This window comes from Streptomyces sp. NPDC053432, assembly GCF_055585365.1.
On sequence record NZ_JBVJKF010000002.1, the window covers coordinates 641,894 to 664,147 of the forward strand.

Below are 22,254 nucleotides of genomic sequence, written 5' to 3' on the forward strand. Positions count from 1 at the left end.
GTCCGACGGCGGACGGCGCCCGGCAAGGGGAGGACGTCATGGCCCGTTACGCTGCGCCCGGTACCGAGGGGGCGCTCATGTCGTACGCGTCCCGTTACGACCACTTCATCGGCGGCGAATACGTCGAGCCCGCCGGCGGCCGGTACTTCGACAACCCCTCCCCCGTGACCGGCCTGCCCTTCACGGAGGTCGCCCGGGGCGGCGCGGAGGACGTGGAGCGGGCCCTGGACGCGGCGCACGCGGCGGCGCCCGCCTGGGGGCGCACCTCGGTCGCCGAGCGCTCGGGCGTCCTGCTGCGCATCGCGGACCGGATGGAGCGGAACCTGGAGGCCCTGGCGGTCGCGGAGACCTGGGAGAACGGCAAGCCGATCCGGGAGACCCTCGCCGCCGACTTGCCGCTGGCCATCGACCAGTTCCGCTACTTCGCGGGAGCGCTGCGGGCGCAGGAGGGCGCGCTCAGCCAGCTCGACGACGACACGGTGGCCTACCACTTCCACGAGCCGCTCGGCGTGGTCGGGCAGATCATCCCGTGGAACTTCCCGATCCTGATGGCGGTCTGGAAACTCGCCCCGGCGCTGGCGGCGGGGAACACCGTCGTCCTCAAGCCGGCCGAGCAGACCCCGGCCTCCGTCCACTACTGGCTGAGCCTGGTGGCGGACCTGCTGCCGCCGGGCGTGGTGAACATCGTGAACGGCTTCGGGGAGGAGGCCGGCAAGCCGCTGGCCTCCAGCCCCAGGGTGGCGAAGATCGCGTTCACCGGCGAGACCTCCACCGGCCGCCTGATCATGCAGTACGCGGCGGAGCACTTGAAGCCGGTCACCCTCGAACTCGGCGGCAAGAGCCCCAACCTCTTCTTCGACGACATCTGGACGACCGACGACGACCTGCGCGACAAGGCCCTGGAGGGATTCACGATGTTCGCCCTCAACCAGGGCGAGGTGTGCACGAGCCCGTCGCGCGCCCTGATCGAGCGCGGCCGGTACGGGGACTTCCTCGACGCCGCCGTGGCCCGCACCGAACTGATCGTTCCGGGGCACCCGTTGGACACGGACACGATGATCGGCGCGCAGGCATCGGAGGAGCAGCTGAAGAAGATCCTCTCGTACGTGGAGATCGGCCGGCAGGAGGGCGCGAAGATCCTGACCGGTGGCGACCGCGTCGACCACGGCGGCGACCTGGCGGGCGGGTTCTACGTCCAGCCGACCGTCTTCGAGGGCGACAACCGTATGCGGATCTTCCAGGAGGAGATCTTCGGCCCGGTGGTGTCCGTGACCTCCTTCCAGGACTTCGACGACGCCGTCCGGATCGCGAACGACACGTCGTACGGCCTGGGCGCGGGGGTCTGGACCCGCGACATCAACACGGCCTACCGCGCGGGCCGGGCGATCCAGGCGGGCCGGGTCTGGACGAACTGCTACCACGCCTACCCCGCGCACGCCGCGTTCGGCGGCTACAAGCAGTCGGGTATAGGCCGCGAGACCCACAAGATGATGCTGGAGCACTACCAGCAGACGAAGAACATGCTGGTCAGCTACTCCCCCAAGAAGCTCGGGTTCTTCTAGGGGCGCGAAAATAGGCGCCTGAGCTGGGCCTTTGCGCGGTGGTCACGTCGACCGGCTCCGGCGTTGGGCGCCCAGGTGGGCGAAGTGGTCGATGAGGTCGGGGGCGTCCACGGCTGCAGGGTCGACGACCTGCTCGACCGGGGCGCCCTGGAGGAGGCGTTTGACGGGGACTTCGAGTTTCTTGCCGGTGCGGGTGTGCGGAATGCCGGGGACTTCGAGGATCTCGTCGGGGACGTGGCGGGGTGAGGCGCCGGTCCGGATCGCCTCCTTGATCCTCTCGCGGAGCGGGTCGTCCAGGGTCGCGTCGGCGGCGAGGACCACGAACAGCGGCATCCAGTAGCCGCCGTCGGGTTCTTCCGCGCCGATGACGAGGGCCTCGTTGATCTCGGGGAGGCGTTCGACGACGTCGTGGATGTCGGCGCTGCCCAGGCGTACGCCGTTGCGGTTCAGGGTGCTGTCGGAGCGGCCGTGGACGATCACCGAGCCGTGTCCGGTGACGGTGATCCAGTCGCCGTGCCGCCACATGCCGGGGTGGGAGGAGAAGTAGGCGTCGCGGTAGCGGGTGCCGTCGGGGTCGTTCCAGAAGTACAGCGGCATGGACGGCATCGGGCGGGTGACGACCAGCTCCCCGACCTGGTCCACGACCGGGACGCCCTCGGCGTCGTAGGCGGCCAGGGCCACGCCCAGGTGGGGAGCTGAGAGCTCTCCTGCCCAGACCGGTGTGTTGGGGGCGCTTCCGGCGAAGCCGGAGACGACGTCCGTGCCGCCGCTGACGGAGGCGAGCAGGACGTGGTCGCCGACGTGGTGGCGGACCCAGGGATAGGCGGAGGCCGGCAGTGCGGAGCCGGTGCAGCCGACCACGCGGATCGAGGACAGGTCGTGCGCCGAGGGGTCGATGCCGTACTTGGCCATGCCCAGCAGGTACTGCGGGCTGGTGCCGAAGACGGTCACGCGGTGGCGCGCGGCCAGCTCCCACAGGACGTCGAGCTTGGCGAAGGGTGCCGGGCTGCCGTCGTAGGTGCACGTGGTGGCGCCGGTGAGCAGCGTGGAGGCGACCAGGTTCCACATCATCCAGTGCGTGGTGGTGTACCAGAGCAGCCGGTCGCCGGGGCCGAGGTCGGAGTGGAGGCCGAGGGTCTTGAGGTGTTCGAGCAGGACGCCGCCGTGGCCGTGGACGATGCCTTTGGGCAGGCCGGTGGTGCCCGAGGAGAACACGACCCACAGCGGGTGGTCGAACGGCACCGGTGTGCAGGTGAGTTCCTCGGTGCGGGTGGCGGCCTCTTCCCACGGCACCACCGGCGAGGGGTACGCCTGTGACGGCCACGGCAGGCCCACGTGGTCCACGAGCACGGTTGCCTTCAATGTCGGCAGCGCACCGGCGAGTTCGAGGGTGGCGGCGCGGCGGTCGTGGCTGGTGCCGTTGAAGAGGTAGCCGTCGGCGGAGATCAGGACGGTGGGTTCGAGCTGGGCGAAGCGGTCGGCGGCGGCCTTGGGCGCGTAGTCCTGCCCGCAGACCGACCACACGGCGCCCAGACTCGCGGCGGCGAGGAACGCGACGATCGCGTGCGGGGTGTTGGGGAGGTAGCCGACGACCCGGTCCCCTTCGCCGACGCCCAGGTCGCGCAGGGTGGCGGCGACGGAGGCCACCTGTGCCCGCAGCCGGCCGCCGGTCACCTCGTGTCCGGAGCCGGTCTCGTCGAGGGCGATGATCGCCACGGTGTTGTCGGGGAGATTGCGCAGGGCGTGGTGGGTGTAGTTGAGGGTGGCGCCGGGGAACCAGCGGGCGCCCGGCATCCGCTCCGCTGCGAGCACCTGCTCGTACGGGGATTCCGCGTCGATGTCGAAGTAGTCCCACACCGCGCCCCAGAAGCCTTCCAGGTCGGTGACCGACCAGCGGTGCAGGGTGGCGTAGTCGGTGCCGTCCACGCCGGCGTGGCGGGCGAAGTCCATGATGCGGCTGTCGGCGACGGCCTGCGGATCGGGCGTCGTGAAGGGTTCCGGGTACGGCCTGGTCATCGTGTGGCGCTCCTCAGCAGGCTTTTCTCGACGGTCCGTGGGGAAGGGTGGGGCTGCGGGTGGTGTGCAGGAGGGACGCCCAGGCGGCGGTGTCCGTGAAGTCGTGCCTCCCGGCCGGGACGACGTCCATGACGACGCGGTCGGGGCGCAGCAGGACGGCGTCCGCCCGGCCGGCGCGCAGCCAGGCGGCGAGAGCGCCGTCGTCACGGAGGTCGGTCACGGGGATCGCCGGGACGCCGAGCCCGTGGGCGAGGGCGCGCAGCGAGGGCCAGGGTTCGACGGCGGTCAGGACGGTGAAGCCGTCGCCGAGCAGTGCGTCGAGGCGGCTGCGCCGGCCGTCGAGTGCCACCCATGGCTGGGGGCAGTGGGTGCCCACGAGGCTCCTGCGCATACGGCGCCGGACGAGGGGCCCGGCGGTCAGGGTCGGGCTGAGGTCCCGGCCCGCCGCCGCGGTGAGGCCGGGTATGCGGCAGGCCGCGGCCACGATCCTGCGGCGCAGTGCGGCGGCACCGTCCTGGCCTCCGGTCATGGCCCAGCCCATGGCGACCGCGAGCCGGATCGCGTGCCGTGCGTGCGGCTTGCGCTCGCTCTCGTACGTGTCCAGCAGCCGTTCGTCACCGCCCTGGCCCAGGACGCGGGCCAGCTTCCAGGTGAGGTTGTGGGCATCGCGCAGGCCCGAGCAGAGACCCTGACCGATGAACGGCGGGGTGAGGTGGGCGGCGTCGCCGAGGAGGAAGACGCGTCCGCTGCGCCACCGGTCGGCCACCCGCGCCCGGAAGGTGTACTGCGTCTCCCGTACGACTTCGAAGTCCCCGTCGTACGAGGGCGACAGCCACGGGGCGATCAGTTCGCGGACCGGTTGCCGCCCGTCTTGCAGCCGGAACTCCCAGCGGTAGCGGTCCTCGCCGACGCGCATGAACGTCGCCGGCCGGTGCGGGTCGCAGACCTGGTCGACCCCTTCCCAGCAGCGGACGTCGGCCTTCGTGCGGACGTCGATGACGGTCCAGCGTTCCTCGAACCGCAGGTCCTCCCACGCGGCGCCGATGGCGGCACGGGTGAGGCTGCCCGCGCCGTCGCAGCCGAGGACCGCCTCGGCCCGCAGATGATGCTCACCGTCGTCGTCGCGGTAGCTCACGCGCACGCGGCCGGCCGGGTCCGGGCCGACGCCGGTGACCTCGACACCGCCCCGCAGCTCGCACTCCGGGCGCCGGGCGAGGGCGTCGCGCAGCAGTCGTTCCAGCTCGGGCTGGTCGAACATGCTGGTCTGCGGGTAGCCGTGGTGGCCGTGCTCGGAGCGCCGGAACTCGGCCATGACCCGGTGCCGGGCGTCCAGCAGCCGCAGTCCGTTCGCGGGGCGGGCGATCGCGGCGAACTCCTCGCCCACGCCCGCGGCCTGGAGGATGCGGCGCACCTCGTCGTCGGTGGCGACGGCACGCGGGAGCGGGTAGACGTCCTGGTGGCGTTCCAGGACGACGGTGCGGATACCGCGCCGGGCGAGGAGGAGGGCGGCGGTCACACCCACCGGCCCGGCGCCGATGATCACGACGGGTACGGGGTCTGCCTGTGCGGGGTCTGTCTGTGCGGGGTCTGTCTGTGCGGGGTCTGTCTGTGCGGGGTCTGTCTGTGCGGGCCCGGGTGCGGGAGCGGGTGCGGTGTCCCGGGGGCCGGCCTGGTCGGCGGTCATGTGCGGCTCACCTCGGGTCTTGCTTCGCGTCCGTGACGGGCGTGCGCTGCTCGCCGAGGTCGATCCGCCCGTCCGCGGTCGAGATCGTCGCCGTGATCACGTCACCCGTGTGCAGGTAGTGCGGGTTACGTGCCTGGCTCTTGAAGAACGCCTTCCACTTCACGGCGGGCGGCAGCAGCGCGCCGATCTTCTCGACCGCCTTGGGCGGGGCCTTGAGGGCCGTGCCGCCGGGGGTCCCGGTGAGCAGCAGGTCGCCGGGGTCGAGGGTCTGGAAGCGGGCCAGCAACGTCAGCGCCTGTGCCGGGCGGACGATCATGTCGGCGAGGGTGCGGTCCTGACGCGGCTCTCCGTTGACCGACAGCTTCAGCCGCAGATCGAGGAGATGGGCGAAGTCCTCGGGCTCCAGCAGCGCCAGGCAGGGCCCGGTCGGTGTGAAGGTCGGGTACGACTTGCTCTCGTAGAACTGCGTCTTGGTCAGCTGCACATCACGGGCGCTGACGTCGTTCGTGATCACCAGCCCGGCGACATACGACGGCAGGTCACGCTCCTCGACCACGGTGCCGACGGGCAGGGGTGCGCCCATGACGAGCCCGAGTTCGATCTCGTAGTCGAGGAACTTCACGTGCGACGGCCGGACGATCGCCTCGCCCGGGCCACTCACCGACCCGGACGCCTTGCGGAAGAAGGCAGGCGGGATGTCCCCGGTGAAGCCCGAATCGCGGGCGTGGCTGCGATAGTTGACCATCTGCGCGACCACCCGGCAGGGAGTGGTGACCGGCGAGAGGGCGACCAGGTCGGCGACGGGCGTGCCCGCCTCCCCGGAGAGGGCGGCCTCGCGCACGGCCGCCCGGTCGGCGATCAGCTCGGCGGTGGTGGCGGCCTTGGTGTCGACGGGGACGGCGCGGTCGCCGAGGAGGACCCACCAGCCGTCGGCGGTGCGCAGGACGTTGGTGCTCATGTCAGTACCTTCGTGAGGGGTCGGGGTTCAGGATTTGGCGGCTTTGAGCAGGCCCAGCAGGCGTGCCGGGTCCAGCTCGTTGTCGCCTCGCAGGGCTTCGATGACGTCACGGATCCGCTGCGGGGAGGGGCTCGCGCCGAGGAAGTCACGGGTGGCAGGAGGTCCCCACTGGGCGAGGCCGGTGGTCGACATGGGGGCCCAGCCGGGCTCCAGGTCGCAGGAGAACAGGTCACCGTCGGCGAAGTGCTCCAGCATGAAGCGGTCGGGGTCGCGCCAGTAGTCGAAGAGCTGGCTGCCCTGGATGTGCCGGCCGATGCCCCAGCTGCGCCGGTAGCCGCGCTCGGCCAGGTACTCGCCGCCCGCGGCGATCGAGTCGAGGTCGGTCACCTGGTAGGCGGAGTGGACGTAGCCGTTGCCCGGGCCCAGGTGCATGGCCAGCGTGTGGTGGTCGACGGGCCGGCTGCCCTGGTCACAGCGGATGAACGCCATCGTCGGGCCGCGGTCGCGCCGGCCGTCCAGGAACAGGAAGTCGGACACGATCATCCCGAGGGTGTCCAGGTACCAGTCGAGGGCGCGCCCGAACACCCGTGTCTCCAGGACCACATGGCCCAGACGCTGGATGCGGGAGGGTTCACGCGGCGGGCGCTGGGTGACGTTCGTGCGACGGTGATCGGTGCCGGAGTTGAGCAGGAGCGGCTGCTGCTCGGGCAGCGCCGGCAGTTCCTGCCCGCAGTGCACGACGCGGACCGGGAAGCCGGAGGGGTCGAGCAGGTCGACCACCTTGCCGCCGCCGGGCACGTCCGCGTCCCGTACGGACGCACCCGTGGCGCGGGCCAGCCGGTCCAGGTCGGCCCGGTCGGCGGCGCGGAACGACGGGCCGATGAAACGGGAGGTCCGGCCGCGCCGGATCACCATGCACGGCGAGCCGGCGAAGGTGCCGCGCAGCCAGAGCTCGCCCTCGCTCCGGGCGGCGACACCGAAGCCGAAGTCCCGGGCGAAGACCTCGGCGCGGTCCAGATCGGGCTTCTCGAACTCCAGCCAGGCCAGGTCGGCCACCTTGATCACGGGGTTCCGGGACCGCCCGGGATGTTCGCCGCGCAGGGCGCCCTGCGCGCTGTGGAGGTCCTGATGGGCCGTCCTGACGTCCGGGACGCCGACTGCGTTGACGCGGGGTTCGGACATGGTGACCTCCAAGCAGCATTGCCGTAATGATGAAATCATCAAGTGTGACAGTTCCGTCGTCAAGATGTTCGCGGCGGGAAATGATGGATTCATCAGGACTGCGGTGGTCATCGGCTCGGCGGTTAGAATCTGGACATGCCTACGTCAGCCCCGACCAGCAACCGATTCGAGCGGCGTCGCGCCGAGACCCGCGGGGCTCTCGTCCGCGCGGCTCGCCGGATACTCGCCGAGACCGGGGACACCGGCGTCAGCATCCAGGCGATCGCCGAGCGCGCCGACGTCGGCTTCGGCTCGTTCTACAACCACTTCGATTCGAAGCCGGAGCTGTTCGAGGCCGCGGTGCAGGACGCGCTGGAGGAGTTCGGCCAGACCTTCGACGAGGGCCTGGCCGGTATCGACGACCCGGCCGAGCTCGTCGCGACGGGCTTCCGGCTCAGCGCCCGCATGGCCGAGTCGCACCCGGAGCTGATGCAGGTGCTGCGCCGCCGGGGCCTGGGTCACATCCACTCGGACAACGGTCTGGCCCGGCGGGCGCTGCGGGACGTCGAGGTGGGCATGGCCTCCGGCCGCTTCACCGCCGTCGACCCGACAGTGGCCCTGTCCGCGCTGGGTGGAACGCTGCTGTCCCTGGTGGAGCTGAGGTTCGCCCGCCCCGATGTGGACGGCGACGACGCCGCGGTGAACCTCGCCGAGATGGTCCTGCGCATGCTGGGCGTCCCGCCGGACGACGCCCACGAGGTCGCTCGTCGCCCCCTCCCCGACCTCGCCTGACCGACCACAGGCGCCCCACTCCTCACGCGGTGGACGACGAGCTTGGACGGAAGGTGACCGAGCGGCCGGTGAGGTGGGCCAGCCGGCTGGCCGGACTTCACCGGAGTACCGCGTCGGCGCGCGGGTAATGGGCACGTCCGCCGCTACGGACGTCCGGATTCGCCTGCTTCCCCCGGCGGACCTGCGCCGTCACGTCCGCGACGGGCAGGGGCAGGGGGCAGAACCGTGGTCAGGCGCCGCCGGGGGTGGACTCGGCGGCGAGGGTGCCGACGAGCGTGGTGGTGAACCCGCGGGCGACGGCAACGCCGACCGGTGCGGCCGACCTGGCGGCCTGCTCGATCTTCGCACGGTGGGCGGCGCGGGCTTCCTCGTCGATCTGCGTCTCGTGCTCGGCGCGCAGCCCGGTCCGGCCGTCGAGTCCCTCGCGCAGGATGTCGGCGTGGCCGGCGTGCCGGACGGACTCGCCGAGGACGTGGACCATGACGGCGAACAGGTTCGTGTTGGGGTAGGGCTCCGACCACCACGGCACGTGGCCGGGGGCGTCCAGGGCAAGCGCCTCGATCGTCGCGTCCGAGTGTTCCCACGTGCGCCGGTAGAACCCGATGATCTGGTCCCGCGTCTCGCCCTCGGCCGCCCACTGATCGCTGCCGTCGGAGTCCTGCCACCGGGGCAGCGGTTCCGGGGAAGGGCGGTCGAAGACCTCGCCGAAGTACCTGGCCTCGACGGTGGCCAGGTGTTTGACCAGGCCGAGGAGGTTGGTCCCGGTTGCCGTCAAAGGCCGGCGGGCGTCGTATTCGGACAGGCCGTCGAGCTTCCAGAGCAGCGCCTCGCGGTCCCGCCGCAGTCTCCCGTGCAGGTGGTCCTTCGCGAATTCACCGAATTGATCGATCACGCTGCATGCGCCTTCCGTGTGGTCACTGGGGTGCGGGTTCGGCACGGGGGAGAGCGGCCGTCTTCCGGTGTCAGAAGCGCGTTGAACCCGCACTAACGGAAGACGGCCGCCGCCTGTGGGGTGCGGGCCCCGCAGGGCCGGCACCGGGTGGGGTGGCGTTCAGGTGTGGCGGCCGGCCTTGAGGTCCGCCAGGAGTTCCGCCTGGCCCTCCAGGACGCCGGAGAGGATGCCGCGGGCGACCCGCAGGAGCTCGGCGATCTGGGGATGGGTCAGGCTGTAGTGGACGTTCGAGCCCTCCCGCCGGGTGACCACCAGGTTGGCCTTGCGCAGGACGGCGAGCTGCTGGGAGAGACTCGCCGCCTCCACGCCGACCTCGGCCAGCATCTCGGCCACCGCGTGCTCGCGTTCGGACAGGAGCTCCAGGACGCGGATGCGCACCGGGTGCCCCAGCGTTTTGAAGAACTCCGCCTTCAGCTGGTAGAGCGGCGTGCTCACCTGTGTACCTCTCCCCTGACTGCCCATCTCGTCCACCCGGAACCGTTCCTTCGTAGGGACATCCGTTCGCCCCTCATCACACCTTGCGACCTCCACAATTGCAGATCCCTGCAACTCGCGGGACTCGGTGGGGCGCCTTTCGTGACCTTCGGCCGGACCGGACCCCTGGACGGTGCCGCTGGTCTCAGACGAGTGCGGACGCCTCGGGCGACTGCCCGGTGGGCCAGTCGTCGGTGGTCCACTGTTTCACCGTCCCGCGAGCTCCGTGGGCGGCCAGGGCGGCGGCGAGGTCGCAGTGGACGGGCACGGGCGGGCAGGTCCCGTCGGGGACGAGCGAGCCGTCCGCGGGGATCGCGGCGAGCTCGAGCCGGCGCCCGCTCTCGCCGAGACGGCGGGCGGCCTGGGCGACGGCGATCTGCCCGCCGGCCGACCAGCCCATCAGCCCGGTCAGGTCGAGGATGACCGGTCCGGTGCCCCGGGCGAGCGCCCAGCCGATCGCTCCGGTGAACCGGTCGGTGGCCTCCGCGCCGAGATACCCGGCCAGGGACAGCACGCCCAGGTCCTGACGGGTGGTGTAGCGCCATTCGATCGTCATCGTCAGCTCCTCGACGTCACAGGGGAAGGGTGATCCAGATGGCCTTGCCGCGCCCGTCCGCGTCCGCCCGCACGACAGCGGTGCCGCCGAGCTCCATCGTCATCTCCACCACCAGGGCCAGGCCGCTGCCCGGCGCGGTGCCGAGCGCACGGAACAGGGCAGGCTGGTACGGGTGACGGTCGTGTACGGCGAACGCAAAGGCGCCGGGTCCGTGGGCGTAGGTCACGGTGATCATCGGTGAGGACACCGCGGCGTGACGGACGGCGTTGGTGACCAGCTCGGCCACGATCAGCAGCGCCGGTCCCACGCTCGGATGGCGGAGGCCCACCCCGCATTCCACGAGGACCAGCTCGGTGGTCTCCCGGGCGATACGCACGGCCGAGCCCATGGCGGGTACGTCCAGCACGTGCCGGTACGGCAGCGCGTCGACCTGGATGCTCACCGGCCCGCCCCCGGAACGGGGCGGGCCAGGCGGAACCCGGAAACGGACTGCGGATGCAGCCGCAGCAGGGTGTCGTGGGGACCGTGCGCCCAGCCGCGCAGGGTGCGCCGGTAGTGCGCGGCCTCATCCGGGTCGGCGATGATGTCCGCCGGGCCGTGGGCGCTGACCGTCCAGCCGGTCCCCGCCGGGGTGCTGATCTCATCCACGTGGTAGGTCAACAGTGCCCGGCCGGGGATCGCGGCGGCCTGCACGGGGGCTCGTACGACGAGGCGTCCGTACTCCATCACGTGTGCGGCGGGGCGGACGACGGCCACCTCCCGCCGGCTGTAGACGAGGCGGCCCTGGGCGGAGCCTTCGAGGAGCCACAGGGCCTCGGTACCGGAGACCTCGATCATGCGGAGGTCGGCGGGGATGGTCATCGTGAGGCCTTCCGGATGCGGTGCGGTCGGTGATGCGTACGGGGCAGCAGTCCCGCCTGCTCCAGGTACTTGCGGGCGCCGGCGATCGCCTCCGGGGTGGTGGCGTACTCGCGGCCTTCGAGGCGCAGCAGCTCCAGGGCGCCGGTGGCGTCCAGGGCCTGGCGCTGGCCGGGGCGGATGCCGGAGGTCATGACGGCGATGCCGCGCCGGCCCAGCTTCTCCACGGCGTCTTTGAGGACGAGGGCCCCGGTGGCGTCCAGGGTGGTCACCCGTGCCATGCGCAGGATGACCACCTTGACGTCGGCGACCTCGGAGAGTTCGAGGAGGAAGCGGTGGGCGCCGGCGAAGAACAGGGGTCCGTCGATGCGGTAGGCCACGATGTGCTCGGCCAGCAGTGCGTGCTCTTCCTCGCTGTGCTCGCCGGGCACATCCGGGCGGAAGTCGACCTGCTCCATCCGCGCCTGGCTCGCCACGGCCTTCAGCGCGAGGGCGCCCGCGACGACGAGCCCGATGATCACCGCGTACACGAGGTCGAGGAGCAGCGTGGCGGCGGCGGTCAGGACGAGGACGACAGCGTCCGAGCGGGTGGCCTTGGCCATCGCGCGCAGCGAGCCGACCTCCACCATGCGGATCGCCGTCGCCAACAGCACCCCCGCGAGCGCCGCCAGAGGGATCTTCGAGACCAGGGGAGCGGCGGCGAACACGATCACGGCGAGTACCGCGGCGTGGGTGAGCGCGGCCAGCCGGGACGAGGCGCCGGTACGGACGTTGACCGCGGTCCGCGCGATGGCGGCGGTGGCCGGCACGCCGCCGAACAATGGGGCCGCCAGGTTGGCGACGCCCTGCCCGAACAGCTCCTTGTCCGGATCGTGCTGCTGTCCCACCGTCATCCCGTCCGCCACCGTCGCCGACAACAAGGACTCCAGCGCGGCGAGCGCCGCGACCGCGACCGCCGGGGCGAGCAGCGAACCGAACGCGGACACGTCGAGGAAGGCGAGCGACGGGGCGGGGAGTCCCGGGGGCAGATCCCCGATCGGGGCGGCCGCGTCGAGATGGAAGACCTGCGCGATCACGGTCGCGGCGATGACCGCGACGATCGAGAAGGGGACCGTCGGCTTCCACCGCGCCCCGGCCAGCATCACCGCCGCGACACCCGCGGACAGGCCGATCGCCGTCCAGTTCGGGAAGGCCACGAACTCCACGAAGGCCCGCCACGCCACGAGCAGGACCTTCTCCCCCTCCGGCTTCTCGACGCCGAGTGCGTTGGGTATCTGCTGGAGGCCGATCACGCACGCGATCCCCAGTGTGAAACCCTCCACCACCGGCGCCGGCACGTACCGCATGTACTGCCCCGCCCGCAGGAGCGCGAGCCCGATCAGGAGGACACCGGCCATCAGCCCGACGGTGAGCACGCCGCCGGGCCCGTACCGGGCGACGATCGGCACCAGGACCACGGTCATCGCGCCGGTCGGCCCGGACACCTGGAGGTTCGACCCGCCGAACAGGGCCGCGAGAGCGCCGGCGACGACGGCGGTGGCCAGCCCCGCCTCGGCACCCAGGCCGGAGGAGACCCCGAATCCGAGGGCCAGGGGAAGGGCGACGATCGCCACGGTGAGGCCGGCCAGCAGGTCCCGGCGAGGGCTGCGGGTCATCACCGCGTAGTCCGCCCGGGCGGGCAGGACGGAGCGGACCCGGCCGATCACGGCTGCCAGGGCGGTGTTCGTGCTCACGGTGCCGGGACCTCGGACTCGCGCAGCTCCTCCAGCAGCTCGCTCTGCCCGGCCAGGACCTCGGTCAGGATCCGCCGCGCGGCCCGCATCAGCTGCGCCACGTCCCCGCCCGCCAGCTCGTAGACCACGGTCGAGCCGTCACGGACCGAGTTGACGATCCCCGACCGGCGCAGCACCGCGAGCTGCTGCGACAGGGCGGAGGGCTCGACCTCGATCGCGCCCAGCAAGTCCCGCACCGGCATCGGCCCGTCCTGCAAGAGCTCCAGAACCCTTATCCGCACCGGGTGCCCGAGCATCCGGAAGAACTCGGCCTTCGCCTGATACAGCGGAACCGGCACGGTCTCGCACCTTTCTCACGACCCCGAACGGGACAAACGCCTGGTGCTGTGCCCGCGGCTACCTACGGACACAGCAGTCACAGCATCTATGAAATTGCAGACTTTTGCAATTCAAAGATTCTGCGGCCCGCCGCGAGGATGCGCGACGTCAGCGGCTCCGCCACACGGAGCCGGTGCGACGGCCGGTGCACCTGGGCGCACGGAAGGGAAGCAGGGGATGTAGCGAATTGCAGAATGTTGCAATTTGATATTATGGCTACTTCCCTGCGTGGATGCCCGTGGGTCGGCCGGCCGGTCGTACTCCAGGGCGCCCCGCTTCCCGACGTTCAGAAACCTGCGTGAATGAGCGACAACCTGCCTCCGTGTCCGAAGTGCTCCAGCGAGTACACCTACGAGATGAACGCTCTGATGGTCTGCCCGGAGTGCGGCCACGAATGGGTACCCGCCGAGGGCGCTGAAGGCGATGCCGGCGCGACCGGTGAGCGGGTTGTCAAGGACGCCGTCGGCAACGTGCTGCGCGACGGCGACAGCGTGACGGTCGTCAAGGCGCTGAAGGTCAAGGGCAGCCCCTCGGGCATCAAGGCGGGCACCAAGGTCCGCAACATCCGTTTGATCGACGGCGTCGACGGCCACGACATCGACTGCCGGATCGAGGGTTTCGGGGCCATGCAGCTCAAGTCGAGCGTGGTCAAGAAGGCCTGACCCGCCCCTCTCGGCCCCGGAAATGACGCGCCCGACGTTTCGTGGACGCCGCTCGGCGTTCGTGCGCGGCCCTGGCCACGGGGCGACCTCCGGCCGCAGGCTGACCCGGCACCGATAGGGCGGGCCGGCCCGGGGCCGGGGCCCCGCCGTCGGTCGGCCCCGCGCACCAGTGGCGCTCGACCGGCGGCGGCGAGACTTCGCGTGCCAGTGACTGTGCCCCGTCCGGGCGTCATCACCCCGCGAGGAGATTCCGTGCTCGAAGGCTTCGGTGAAGCGCTCGCGGACCGGGAGTACTACCTGCCGTTGACCAGCGTGGCCGACCCGGGACCGCGGTTCGCTCCCCGTGAGGTGCCGCAGGGGTTGCGCGGTGTCGCGCAGGGGATATGGACGGTCTGGGGCGGAGCGCGGGCCGGGCTGGCCGAGCAGGGCTGGAAGATCCACGTGTCGGCGCGGCTGGAGCGGGCGCAGCACGTGCTCGACACGGTCGCCGGAATCTGTTTCTCCGAGGGCGTTCCGTTCAAACACCTCAGCGCACGGCTCTACTTCCTGTTCCTCCATCACAAGCACGCCCCGCGCGCCCAGTCGGGCAAGTTCTGCGCCGTCTACCCACCGGATACGGAGACCGGCCGCCGGCTGCTGGAGCGCCTGCGCGACGCGCTCGACGGGGAGGAGGGGCCCTATGTGCTGACCGACCGGCGCTTCCGCGATTCGCGGACGGTCCACTACCGGTACGGCTCCTTCGGCGCCCGCAGCCGGCTGCGGGCCGACGGCACCCGGGAGGGGCTGGTCCGCGACGGATCCGGCCGTGAGGCCGTGGACCCCCGGCTGCCCGCCTTCCACCTGCCCGCCGGGATCACGGACCCCTTCGTCGAGAAGGAGGAGGAGCCGCACGCGGGCCCGATCCTGATCCGCGACTACGAGGTGACCCGCGCGGTGCGGCTGAGCAACGCCGGCGGCGCCTACCAGGCCCTCGACCGGCGGACGGGCCGCGCGGTCTTCGTCAAGGAGGCCCGCGCCCACAACGGGCTGGTCTTCGACGGGACCGACGCGCAGCGGCGGCTGCGGCACGAGTACGACGTGCTGCGCGAACTGCACGCGGCCGCCCCCGGGGTGGGCCCGGAACCGCTGGAGCACTTCACGGAGTGGGAGCACGACTTCCTCGTCACCGAGTACGTCGCGGGACAGCCGCTGGTGGGCTGGCTGAGCCGGTCCTCCCCGCTGGCGCGCGCCGACCGTACGGCCGGGTCGGTGTCCGCGTACTACGAGGCGTGCCGGCACCTGCTGGCCGGGCTGGACGCCGCGCTGGAGCGGCTGCACGCCGCCGGGTACCGGTTCGGCGACCTCAGCCTGGGCAATGTCATGGTCACGCCGTCGGGTGGGGTCCGGCTCGTGGACTTCGAGGCGGCCTCGGCGCTGTCCGGGGCGCCCTCGGGGATGGGCACCCCCGGGTTCACGCCCCCGCCCGGCCTGCTCCGGGCCGGCACCGATCCGCTGCTGCAGGACCGGTACGGCCTGTCGGCGGTCGCGTTCGCCTTCGTGGCGCCGTTCCACGAGATCGCCGAACACGCGCCCGCCAACCTCGCGCTGCTGCGCCGCGACCTGGCGGACGCGGCTCCGCCGCAGGACCTGTGGCAGCGGGCCACCGCCTTCCACCTGACAGGGCAGCAGGCGGAGCGGCAGGACGGCCCCGGCCGCCTTCCCTCCCCCGCCGAGCTGGACGCCGATCCGCGCGGTTCCCTCACCCGGCTGGCCGGGGAGGTGGCCGCCGGGCTGCTGGAGACGGCTGACGCCGACCGGCCGGAGTGGGCCTTCCCGCCCTCTCCCGAGGCGTTCCGCACCAACAACGTGTGTCTGGCCTACGGCACGGCCGGGGTGGTGCACGCCCTGCACCGAGCCGGCACGGAGGTGCCGGAGGCGATCCGCGAACGGCTGCGCCGCGACACGCTGGCGCAGCGCGAGGAGCTGCCCCCAGGGCTGCTCGTCGGCTCGGCCGGCGTCGCCCGCGTGCTGGCCGGACTCGGCCTGCTGGAGGAGGCCGTCGACCTGCTCCGGGACGCCGACGACCACCCGCTCACCGCCTCATGCGCCACGCTGGCGGGCGGGCGGGCCGGGGTCGGCCTGGCCTGGCTCGCCGTGCACCGGCTGACCGGGGAGAGCGGCCACCTGGAGCGGGCCGCCGCCGCGGGAGAGGGCCTGCTGCGCGCCCCCGGCCCGCAGGCCGCCCTCGGCGAGCACGACGCCCGCGGCCTGCTGCACGGCCGCTCGGGGCTCGCGTTCTTCCTCCACCGCCTGGCCCGCGAAACCGGCGAGGCCCGCTGGCTGGAGGCGGGCCGCCTGCTGCTCCACCAGGAGCTCGACCGCACCTTTCCGCTGGACGACGGCGCCCTGTCCGTCTCCGACGACGCGCGGTTCACCCGTGCCATGCCGTACCTGGCGACGGGCGCGGCCGGGGTCGCGGCGGCGCTCACCCGCTACGTGGCCACCGCGCCGGACGAGCGCTGCGCCGCGGCACTGCCGAGGCTGGTCGCGGGCATCCGGGTCTCCTGCGTCACGAAGGAGGCGGGCCTGTACCGGGGGCTCGCCGGGCTGACCTGGTTCCTGACCGGGCACGCCGAGCTCACCGGCACGGAGGCCGCCCGCCTCGACGCCGTACGCGCCGCGACCGGGCTGCTGAAGTACGCCGTCCCGTACCGGCGTGGTGTCCGCTTCCTCGGGGCGGGTTCGCAGCGGTTCACCGCCGACCTGTCGAGCGGCGGGGCCGGTGTCCTGCTGGCCCTCCAACGCCTGCTCGAGGGCCCACTCCTGACGCAGCCGCCCCACCGGCCGGCCTACGTCCCATGAACACCTGGGCACGGTGGCGAGCTACTCCCGTGCCGAGGTATGCATGACCGACCGACACGACCCCGAGACGAAAGAGGAGGAACACCCATGAGCCAGATCCTCGCTCTGCAGGCACTGGAGACCGAGCCGGAGACCGACTTCTTCCCGCCCTGTTTCAGTGTCGCCTGGAGCATCAGCGACATCTTCCCCGAGCCGATGTAACGAGCCGGCGCCCGAGGAGAGCCGGGACCGGTGGTGCCGCCACCGGGCCCGGCTGCCGCTGTGTCCGGCACGGTGCGGACCGTGGCGGCGGCCGGGCGGGTCCGGACTACGCGTAGGGCACGGCCGACGCGTCCGAGGGGGCGGCGGGGCCGACGGTGTCGGCGGGGCCGGCGGTCACGCCCGGACCTCAGCGCCGCGGCGGTTGAACGGCAGCCGGCCGAGCAGCACGGCCAGCCCGCAGGTGTCTGTGACGGCGGAGAGGACCAGGCCCGCCCCGATCCCCCCGGACACCAACTGGAAGGCGGGGTGCACGAGCAGCCCGAGCAGCAGACCGAGGAGCACGATGCTCCCGGCGGCGAAGCGGACCTGCCGTTCCATCGCCCACACGGCTCGTACGGGGCCGGCGGGGTGCTGGAGCCGGTACCCGGCGGCCGCCCAGGCGCGGGTGCCGCCGGTCAGGCCGGAGGCTGTGATGCCGTGGAGCGCGAGCTCCGTGACCGCCTTGTCCGCGCGGCCGCCGGAGGCGCACACCACGAGCAGGGGTGCCCGCTCGGCCGCCGCCCGCAGATCCGGCAGGCTCTGCGCGAGCTGGTCGAAGGGCAGGTTGAGGGCGTCCGGGAGATGTCCGGTGGCGAACTCGCCGGGAGTGCGGACGTCGACGACGGTCAGCTCGCCGAGGCGCTGCTGCGCCTCGCTGACTCCGATGGCACGGGGAACGGTCATGGCGGGACGAGTCCTTACGGGGAGCGGAAGCGGGAGGAGGGGCGGGAGGGCGGGACCGGTGGCCGGCGCGGGCCGGCGCGGGCACGGGGGGGCGTCGTCCGTGCCGGGGATACTAGGCACGGCAGAGGCCACCCGGCCGGGACCGCGCCCGACTGCCACGAGTTCGCCATCTGGCAGCAACAACCCCGCCGTTCGCTGCGGCCGGCCGTGCCACGGACTGACGAGCCGGGCACGCGCGTCGCGGTCGGGAGCGCCGCGCACCGACCGCCCCGGTGGGACCGCCGAGTTGCTGAGCGGGTGGGACCGGCCGGATGGCGGGCGGGCGGCCCGCAGCAGGGCGCGGCACCGGGCAGGGAGCGGCCCCTCGGGGATATGGCCGCAGCGCCAGGCCGGTTGATGGCGGCGCTGTCGACCGGCCCGGCCCGGCGGAGTGCACGTCTCCGCGCCGCAGACCCGCCCGGGTTCGCCCGGCGGCACGGCCGGATGGCCAGGGCCAGCCCGAGGCCCGCGCCACACCCCGCTGGTCATGGGCGCCGGACCGACCGGGTGGTGGCGGCGCTGCCGACGGCCCGGCCCGGGAGCCGGAGACGACGCCTCCGCGCTGCGGAATGGCCCCAGTTCACCCCGCGGACGCGACCGGATGGCCGGGATCACCCGCCGCCGAGGCGCTACCCGGCCGACGTACACCACGAGGGCCGCGACCCCGGGGCGAGCTGGTCATGGCCGCGGCGCCCGGGGAGGCGGCGCTGCCGACGGCCCGACCAGCCCAGGAGGCGGAGACAGGCGCCTCCGCGCCGCGGAATGGCCAGTTCACCCCGCGGACGCGACCGGATGGCCGGGATCACCCGCCGCCGAGGCGTTCACCGGCCGACGTAGACCACGAGCGCGACGAGGCCGCGAGCCCGGGGCGGGCTGGTCGTGGCCGCGGCGCCCGGCCGAGGGGAGGCGGCGCTGTCGGCGGACCGGCCCGGGAGGGGGAGAGACATCTCCGCGCGCTCTCCCGCGTTCGCCCGGCGGCGTGGTCGAGGGGTTCCGTGGCCGGCGTACGCCGCGACGGCGACGGGGGCTGCTGCCACGGGCCGGGCCCCTCGTGTTGCCCGCGTGCTACGGGGACGTGAACTGCGTGAACAAGCTGTGGCCTGCGGCCCCGGAAGGATCCGGATCGTGCGGGCAGCGGATAGCGTCGCGGTCAGCGTCGTTCCGCGGTGCACCCGCCGTACGGAACCCAGGGCCTGTCGTCAACCCCCGTCGGCCCGCGACTCCTGGCACGCACTCCCGCCGCACCGGGCGAAAGCCAAGGACGTCCAACGTCCAGTACGCGGGCTTCCGCCCGGCGCACCGAGAGCACGCACCAGACGACGCGGGGCCGCCCTCCGGGCGACGACGGGAGTTCGACGACAGGCCCTGGGGCCGGCCCGCACCATCGGCAACCGCCCGTCGGCGCCCGGCTGCGCAGCCACTCCCCCTCCCTCCAGTCAACGAGGACCCCCTGATGCCGTTCTCCCTGCCCGCGGGCGGGCGCCTCGCCGTGCTCGCCCTCTCCCTCGCCGTGGCCCTCGGCGGAGCCCCGGCCGCCGCCGACCCGGCCTCGCCGTACGGTCCGCAGCCGCCTCAGAACCCGGCCACCGCGGCCAACGGCGCGGCGACCATGCACGGCGACAGCGCCTCCAGCGGTACCACCCGCTACCCGGGGCCCGGCACGGCCGGCATCAACTACTCCCGCACGGCGCTGGCTTCGGCCTGCCCCACCGTGGTCGTGGGCGGTGACGGCTACGTGGTCACCCTCTGCACGACCATCTTCGGCCGGACACCGACCGTCCACCTTCTCGACCCCGCCACAGGGGCCGACCTCGCCTCCCTCGCCCTGCCCAAGGGCAGTCTCTTCGGCGGCGTCTACTCCTACCTCGACAATGCCGACCGCCTGGTCGTCGTCGACGGGAACAACAACCTCCTCCGCGTCGGTCACCACCGCACCGGGTCGGGATGGACACTGCGGACCGACGAGTCCACCCCGCTCGGCAACGCCGTCCCCGCGGGGGACAACATCGTCGGTCTGACCCCCGACTGGGACGGCAGGGTCTGGTTCGCCACCAGCGGCGGCGTGATCGGGACCGTCGACACCACCACCGGCGCGGTGCGCGGCATCAGCACCGGCGAAGGCGTCCAGAACAGCATCTCCACCGTCCCCGGCCGCACCGCCGTCGCCACGGACCACGCCCTGTACCTCCTGTCGGCCGGCCCGGACGGAACCCCGGTCGTGGACTGGCGGGCCCCCTACGACCGGGGGCCGGCCCGCAAGCCCGGGCAGCTCAGCTGGGGCACGGGCACCACACCGAGCTTCTTCGGGCCGGGCAACGGCACCGAGTACGTCACCATCGTCGACAACGCCGCGCCGCACGGGAACCTGCTCGTCTACCGTGCGGCCGGCGGACCGGACCCGGTCTGCCGGATCCCCGTGCTCACCCAGTACGCCCGGAGCGGCACCGAGGACGCCGTCATCGCCTCCGGCCGCAGTGTCTTCGTCACCAACACCTACGGATACCCCTACCCGGCCCTTCCCGAGGGCGCTCCGGCGAGCGAGCCGTCCTCGGCGGACTTCGACGGCGGTCTCAGCCGGATCGACGTCAACGCCGAGGGGACGGGCTGCTCGGTGGTGTGGGACAGCCCGGTGAAGTCCGCCGCGCTGCCCCGGCTTTCCCTGGCCGACGGCAGGATCTACACCGTCTCGGTGACCGGACCGACCGGCAGCGCCGGTCTGAACACCTTCGCCCAGTACCACCACTCCGTCATCGACCCGGCCACCGGCGCCCAGCTCACCCGCTCCTACCTGGGCATCGGACTGGTGTACAACCCGCTCCAGATGCGGGGCACCGCCGCCCCGGACGGCACCCTCTACCAGGGCACCGAAACCGGAGTGGTCCGCATCTCCAAGCGCTGACCCGCGGTGTCGGTGGGCTGGAGTATTCTTCCGGCCACCGCACACCGACTCGAAGGATCTGAAGAGTTGACCGGCATGTCCGCCTTCCCGCTGCCCTTTCACACATCGCATTCCCGGGCGTTCGCGATACCCCGGACGCTGCGGGAACTGCAGATGATCCGGTGCAGCGCACACATCCGGTCCAAGCCGGGGTGGACCGACAAGATGCACGACGCCGGGATCGTCTCCCGGTGGACGCGGGAAGCCGTCGAACAGGGCCTCACCGAAGCGCAGGTGCGGTACGTCCTCGCCGAACTCGCGCATTACGCCGCCCTGCGGGACGAGCGGACCGGCATCGAGGTGTCCGCCGTCGACGGGGTGTGGCAGTCGGACAGCCTGATCGGCGAGGAGCTCGGATCCCGGCTGCGCGAGGCGGTCCGGGTGCTGGAGGATGTCCCCCCGGCGGAGCGGGACTGGCATCCGGGATCCGGCGGCCAGGTACTGGATCTGGTGCATCCCTCGCTGTTCTGCCTGGTGCGAGGCGTGAGCGGCGGACCCGAGCGGGCCTGGCGGAATCCGGCGAACCACTACGCTAAGTACGAGTTCTCGGAGCGGTTCCAGTGGTTGCCGACGGACGTCGACGTGAGCGAGCAGGGCGACGTCTCCTTCCGTTCGTACGTCAACAACGTGCACCCGGAGCACCATCGCGAGCTGGCTTCCGTCCTCCCGGAGCTGTTCGCGCGCATGCGTCCGCTCTGGGAGCGCGTGCTCACCGATCTGCGCCACCCGCGTCCCCCGCGCATCGAGGCCGATCCGTACGGCTGGTACGGGGAGCAGCCGGAGTACCCCGACCGGGACGGCTTCGCTGACGCCGAGGCCTACGCGCAGGCCTGTCGTGCGTGGGAGCGGGCCCAGGACGACTGGTGGGAGAACCGCCGTCCGATCGTCCCGGACGCGCCGGAGTTCACCGCGCCCGAGGTGCCCGACGCGGCCGGGCGGGTCGACCTGCGCGGGCGCTCCCTGCAGGTCATCGTGAAGCTGGCCACCATCCACCTCACCCCGGAGAAGCCCGAGTACGCCGGCGGCTCCTGGCACGTCGAGGGGATGCTGAACGAGCGGATCGTCTCGACCGGCATCTACTACTGGGACAGTGAGAACATCACCGGGAGCACGCTGAGTTTCCGGGCGGCGCTCGACGACCCGGACTACGAGCAGAGCGACGACAACGGTGTGCGCGAGGTCTACGGCCTGGAGGACGAGGACGCCCTGAACCAGGTGCTGGGATCGGTGTCGACCCCGGCGGGCCGGTGCCTGGCCTTCCCGAACGTCCTGCAGCACCGCGTCGGCTCGTTCCGCCTCGCGGACCCCTCCCGCCCCGGGCACCGCAAGATCCTCGCGTTCTTCCTGGTCGACCCGTCGGAGAGGATCGTCTCGACCTCCGACGTGCCTCCGCAGCAGCCGTGGTCCGAGACCTCGACGATGACGCCGGCCCAGGCCAGGGAATACCGCGAACAGCTGATGCAGGAACGCAAGTTCTTCGTCGACGAGCACAACGAGCAGCTCTACGAAAGGGCTTTCTCCCTCTGCGAGCACTGAGGGCCGGGGCCGACGCTGCCCAGCCGGAGCCGGTCCGGTCGGCTCCGCGCCGGTCGGCCCACGCCCGCGAACACCGCGTCGCGCCCTCGCCGCTGCCGTCACCTTGTGTCCGGTGACCGTCACTCCTCGTACGAGGATTCCCCGGGCTGCGCGGGAGTGCGTGCGCGCCGGGCCCGTGGGTAGGTGACGG

Annotated in this window: 17 protein-coding genes and 1 pseudogene; 6 read left to right on the forward strand and 12 right to left on the reverse strand. The window is 72.4% G+C overall.

From position 1 onward, the window contains the following. Positions 1 to 38 precede the first annotated feature (38 nt). Positions 39 to 1,562, forward strand: a complete 1,524-nt coding sequence (exaC, locus tag ACZ6Y1_RS06005) for an acetaldehyde dehydrogenase ExaC (RefSeq protein ID WP_469623560.1) — start codon at positions 39 to 41, stop codon at positions 1,560 to 1,562. A gap of 42 nt (positions 1,563 to 1,604) precedes the next feature. Here the strand turns inward: exaC and ACZ6Y1_RS06010 are convergent, their stop codons facing one another. The 4 genes and pseudogenes from ACZ6Y1_RS06010 to ACZ6Y1_RS06025 form a co-directional block, all read right to left on the reverse strand. Continuing rightward, a complete protein-coding gene (locus ACZ6Y1_RS06010; RefSeq protein WP_469623563.1) occupies positions 1,605 to 3,578 on the reverse strand; it encodes an acetoacetate--CoA ligase in 1,974 nt (657 codons plus the stop codon). Beyond that, positions 3,575 to 5,262 (reverse strand): annotated as a pseudogene (mhpA, locus tag ACZ6Y1_RS06015) (bifunctional 3-(3-hydroxy-phenyl)propionate/3-hydroxycinnamic acid hydroxylase MhpA). Before mhpA ends, ACZ6Y1_RS06010 begins: the two are co-directional and overlap by 4 nt. Positions 5,263 to 5,269: 7 nt before the next feature. Next, positions 5,270 to 6,220: a fumarylacetoacetate hydrolase family protein gene (locus tag ACZ6Y1_RS06020; RefSeq protein WP_469623566.1), complete on the reverse strand. Its 951-nt coding sequence runs from the start codon at positions 6,218 to 6,220 to the stop codon at positions 5,270 to 5,272. Between the two features lie 27 nt (positions 6,221 to 6,247). After that, the gene (locus ACZ6Y1_RS06025) at positions 6,248 to 7,402 is read right to left on the reverse strand and encodes a VOC family protein (protein WP_469623569.1); all 1,155 of its coding nucleotides are present in this window, start codon (positions 7,400 to 7,402) and stop codon (positions 6,248 to 6,250) included. Positions 7,403 to 7,537: 135 nt separating this feature from the next. On the opposite strand from ACZ6Y1_RS06025, the gene ACZ6Y1_RS06030 reads away from it, so the two are divergent. Continuing rightward, the gene (locus tag ACZ6Y1_RS06030) at positions 7,538 to 8,173 is read left to right on the forward strand and encodes a TetR/AcrR family transcriptional regulator (protein WP_469623572.1); all 636 of its coding nucleotides are present in this window, start codon (positions 7,538 to 7,540) and stop codon (positions 8,171 to 8,173) included. Between the two features lie 229 nt (positions 8,174 to 8,402). Here the strand turns inward: ACZ6Y1_RS06030 and ACZ6Y1_RS06035 are convergent, their stop codons facing one another. From ACZ6Y1_RS06035 to ACZ6Y1_RS06065, 7 genes are all read right to left on the reverse strand, one after another. Continuing rightward, a complete protein-coding gene (locus ACZ6Y1_RS06035; protein ID WP_469623574.1) occupies positions 8,403 to 9,065 on the reverse strand; it encodes a DinB family protein in 663 nt (220 codons plus the stop codon). Between the two features lie 159 nt (positions 9,066 to 9,224). Then, entirely contained in the window at positions 9,225 to 9,560 is a 336-nt protein-coding gene (locus tag ACZ6Y1_RS06040) for an ArsR/SmtB family transcription factor (protein ID WP_469623576.1), read from the reverse strand. A gap of 184 nt (positions 9,561 to 9,744) precedes the next feature. After that, positions 9,745 to 10,155: an STAS domain-containing protein gene (locus ACZ6Y1_RS06045; RefSeq protein ID WP_469623578.1), complete on the reverse strand. Its 411-nt coding sequence runs from the start codon at positions 10,153 to 10,155 to the stop codon at positions 9,745 to 9,747. A gap of 16 nt (positions 10,156 to 10,171) precedes the next feature. Beyond that, positions 10,172 to 10,543: an ATP-binding protein gene (locus tag ACZ6Y1_RS06050; RefSeq protein ID WP_469623723.1), complete on the reverse strand. Its 372-nt coding sequence runs from the start codon at positions 10,541 to 10,543 to the stop codon at positions 10,172 to 10,174. 50 nt (positions 10,544 to 10,593) lie between these two features. Further along, on the reverse strand, positions 10,594 to 11,016 hold the full coding sequence (locus tag ACZ6Y1_RS06055; protein WP_469623579.1) for a pyridoxamine 5'-phosphate oxidase family protein: 423 nt from the start codon (positions 11,014 to 11,016) through the stop codon (positions 10,594 to 10,596). Beyond that, on the reverse strand, positions 11,013 to 12,668 hold the full coding sequence (locus tag ACZ6Y1_RS06060) for a SulP family inorganic anion transporter (RefSeq protein ID WP_469623727.1): 1,656 nt from the start codon (positions 12,666 to 12,668) through the stop codon (positions 11,013 to 11,015). Before ACZ6Y1_RS06060 ends, ACZ6Y1_RS06055 begins: the two co-directional genes overlap by 4 nt. 74 nt (positions 12,669 to 12,742) lie before the next feature. After that, positions 12,743 to 13,084: an ArsR/SmtB family transcription factor gene (locus ACZ6Y1_RS06065; RefSeq protein ID WP_469623581.1), complete on the reverse strand. Its 342-nt coding sequence runs from the start codon at positions 13,082 to 13,084 to the stop codon at positions 12,743 to 12,745. A gap of 342 nt (positions 13,085 to 13,426) precedes the next feature. On the opposite strand from ACZ6Y1_RS06065, the gene ACZ6Y1_RS06070 reads away from it, so the two are divergent. Together ACZ6Y1_RS06070 and lanKC are read left to right on the forward strand one after the other, a co-directional pair. Beyond that, entirely contained in the window at positions 13,427 to 13,786 is a 360-nt protein-coding gene (locus ACZ6Y1_RS06070) for a zinc ribbon domain-containing protein YjdM (protein ID WP_469623584.1), read from the forward strand. 252 nt (positions 13,787 to 14,038) lie between these two features. Further along, a complete protein-coding gene (gene lanKC / locus ACZ6Y1_RS06075; protein ID WP_469623587.1) occupies positions 14,039 to 16,627 on the forward strand; it encodes a class III lanthionine synthetase LanKC in 2,589 nt (862 codons plus the stop codon). 375 nt (positions 16,628 to 17,002) lie between these two features. Here lanKC and ACZ6Y1_RS06080 read toward each other — a convergent pair whose 3' ends face one another. After that, entirely contained in the window at positions 17,003 to 17,551 is a 549-nt protein-coding gene (locus tag ACZ6Y1_RS06080; protein WP_469623589.1) for a rhodanese-like domain-containing protein, read from the reverse strand. A gap of 1,492 nt (positions 17,552 to 19,043) precedes the next feature. Between ACZ6Y1_RS06080 and ACZ6Y1_RS06085 the strand changes: the two genes are divergently transcribed. Next, positions 19,044 to 20,489: a hypothetical protein gene (locus ACZ6Y1_RS06085; protein WP_469623592.1), complete on the forward strand. Its 1,446-nt coding sequence runs from the start codon at positions 19,044 to 19,046 to the stop codon at positions 20,487 to 20,489. Positions 20,490 to 20,555: 66 nt separating this feature from the next. Further along, a complete protein-coding gene (locus ACZ6Y1_RS06090) occupies positions 20,556 to 22,064 on the forward strand; it encodes a DUF4246 domain-containing protein (RefSeq protein ID WP_469623595.1) in 1,509 nt (502 codons plus the stop codon). Positions 22,065 to 22,254: the final 190 nt, after the last annotated feature.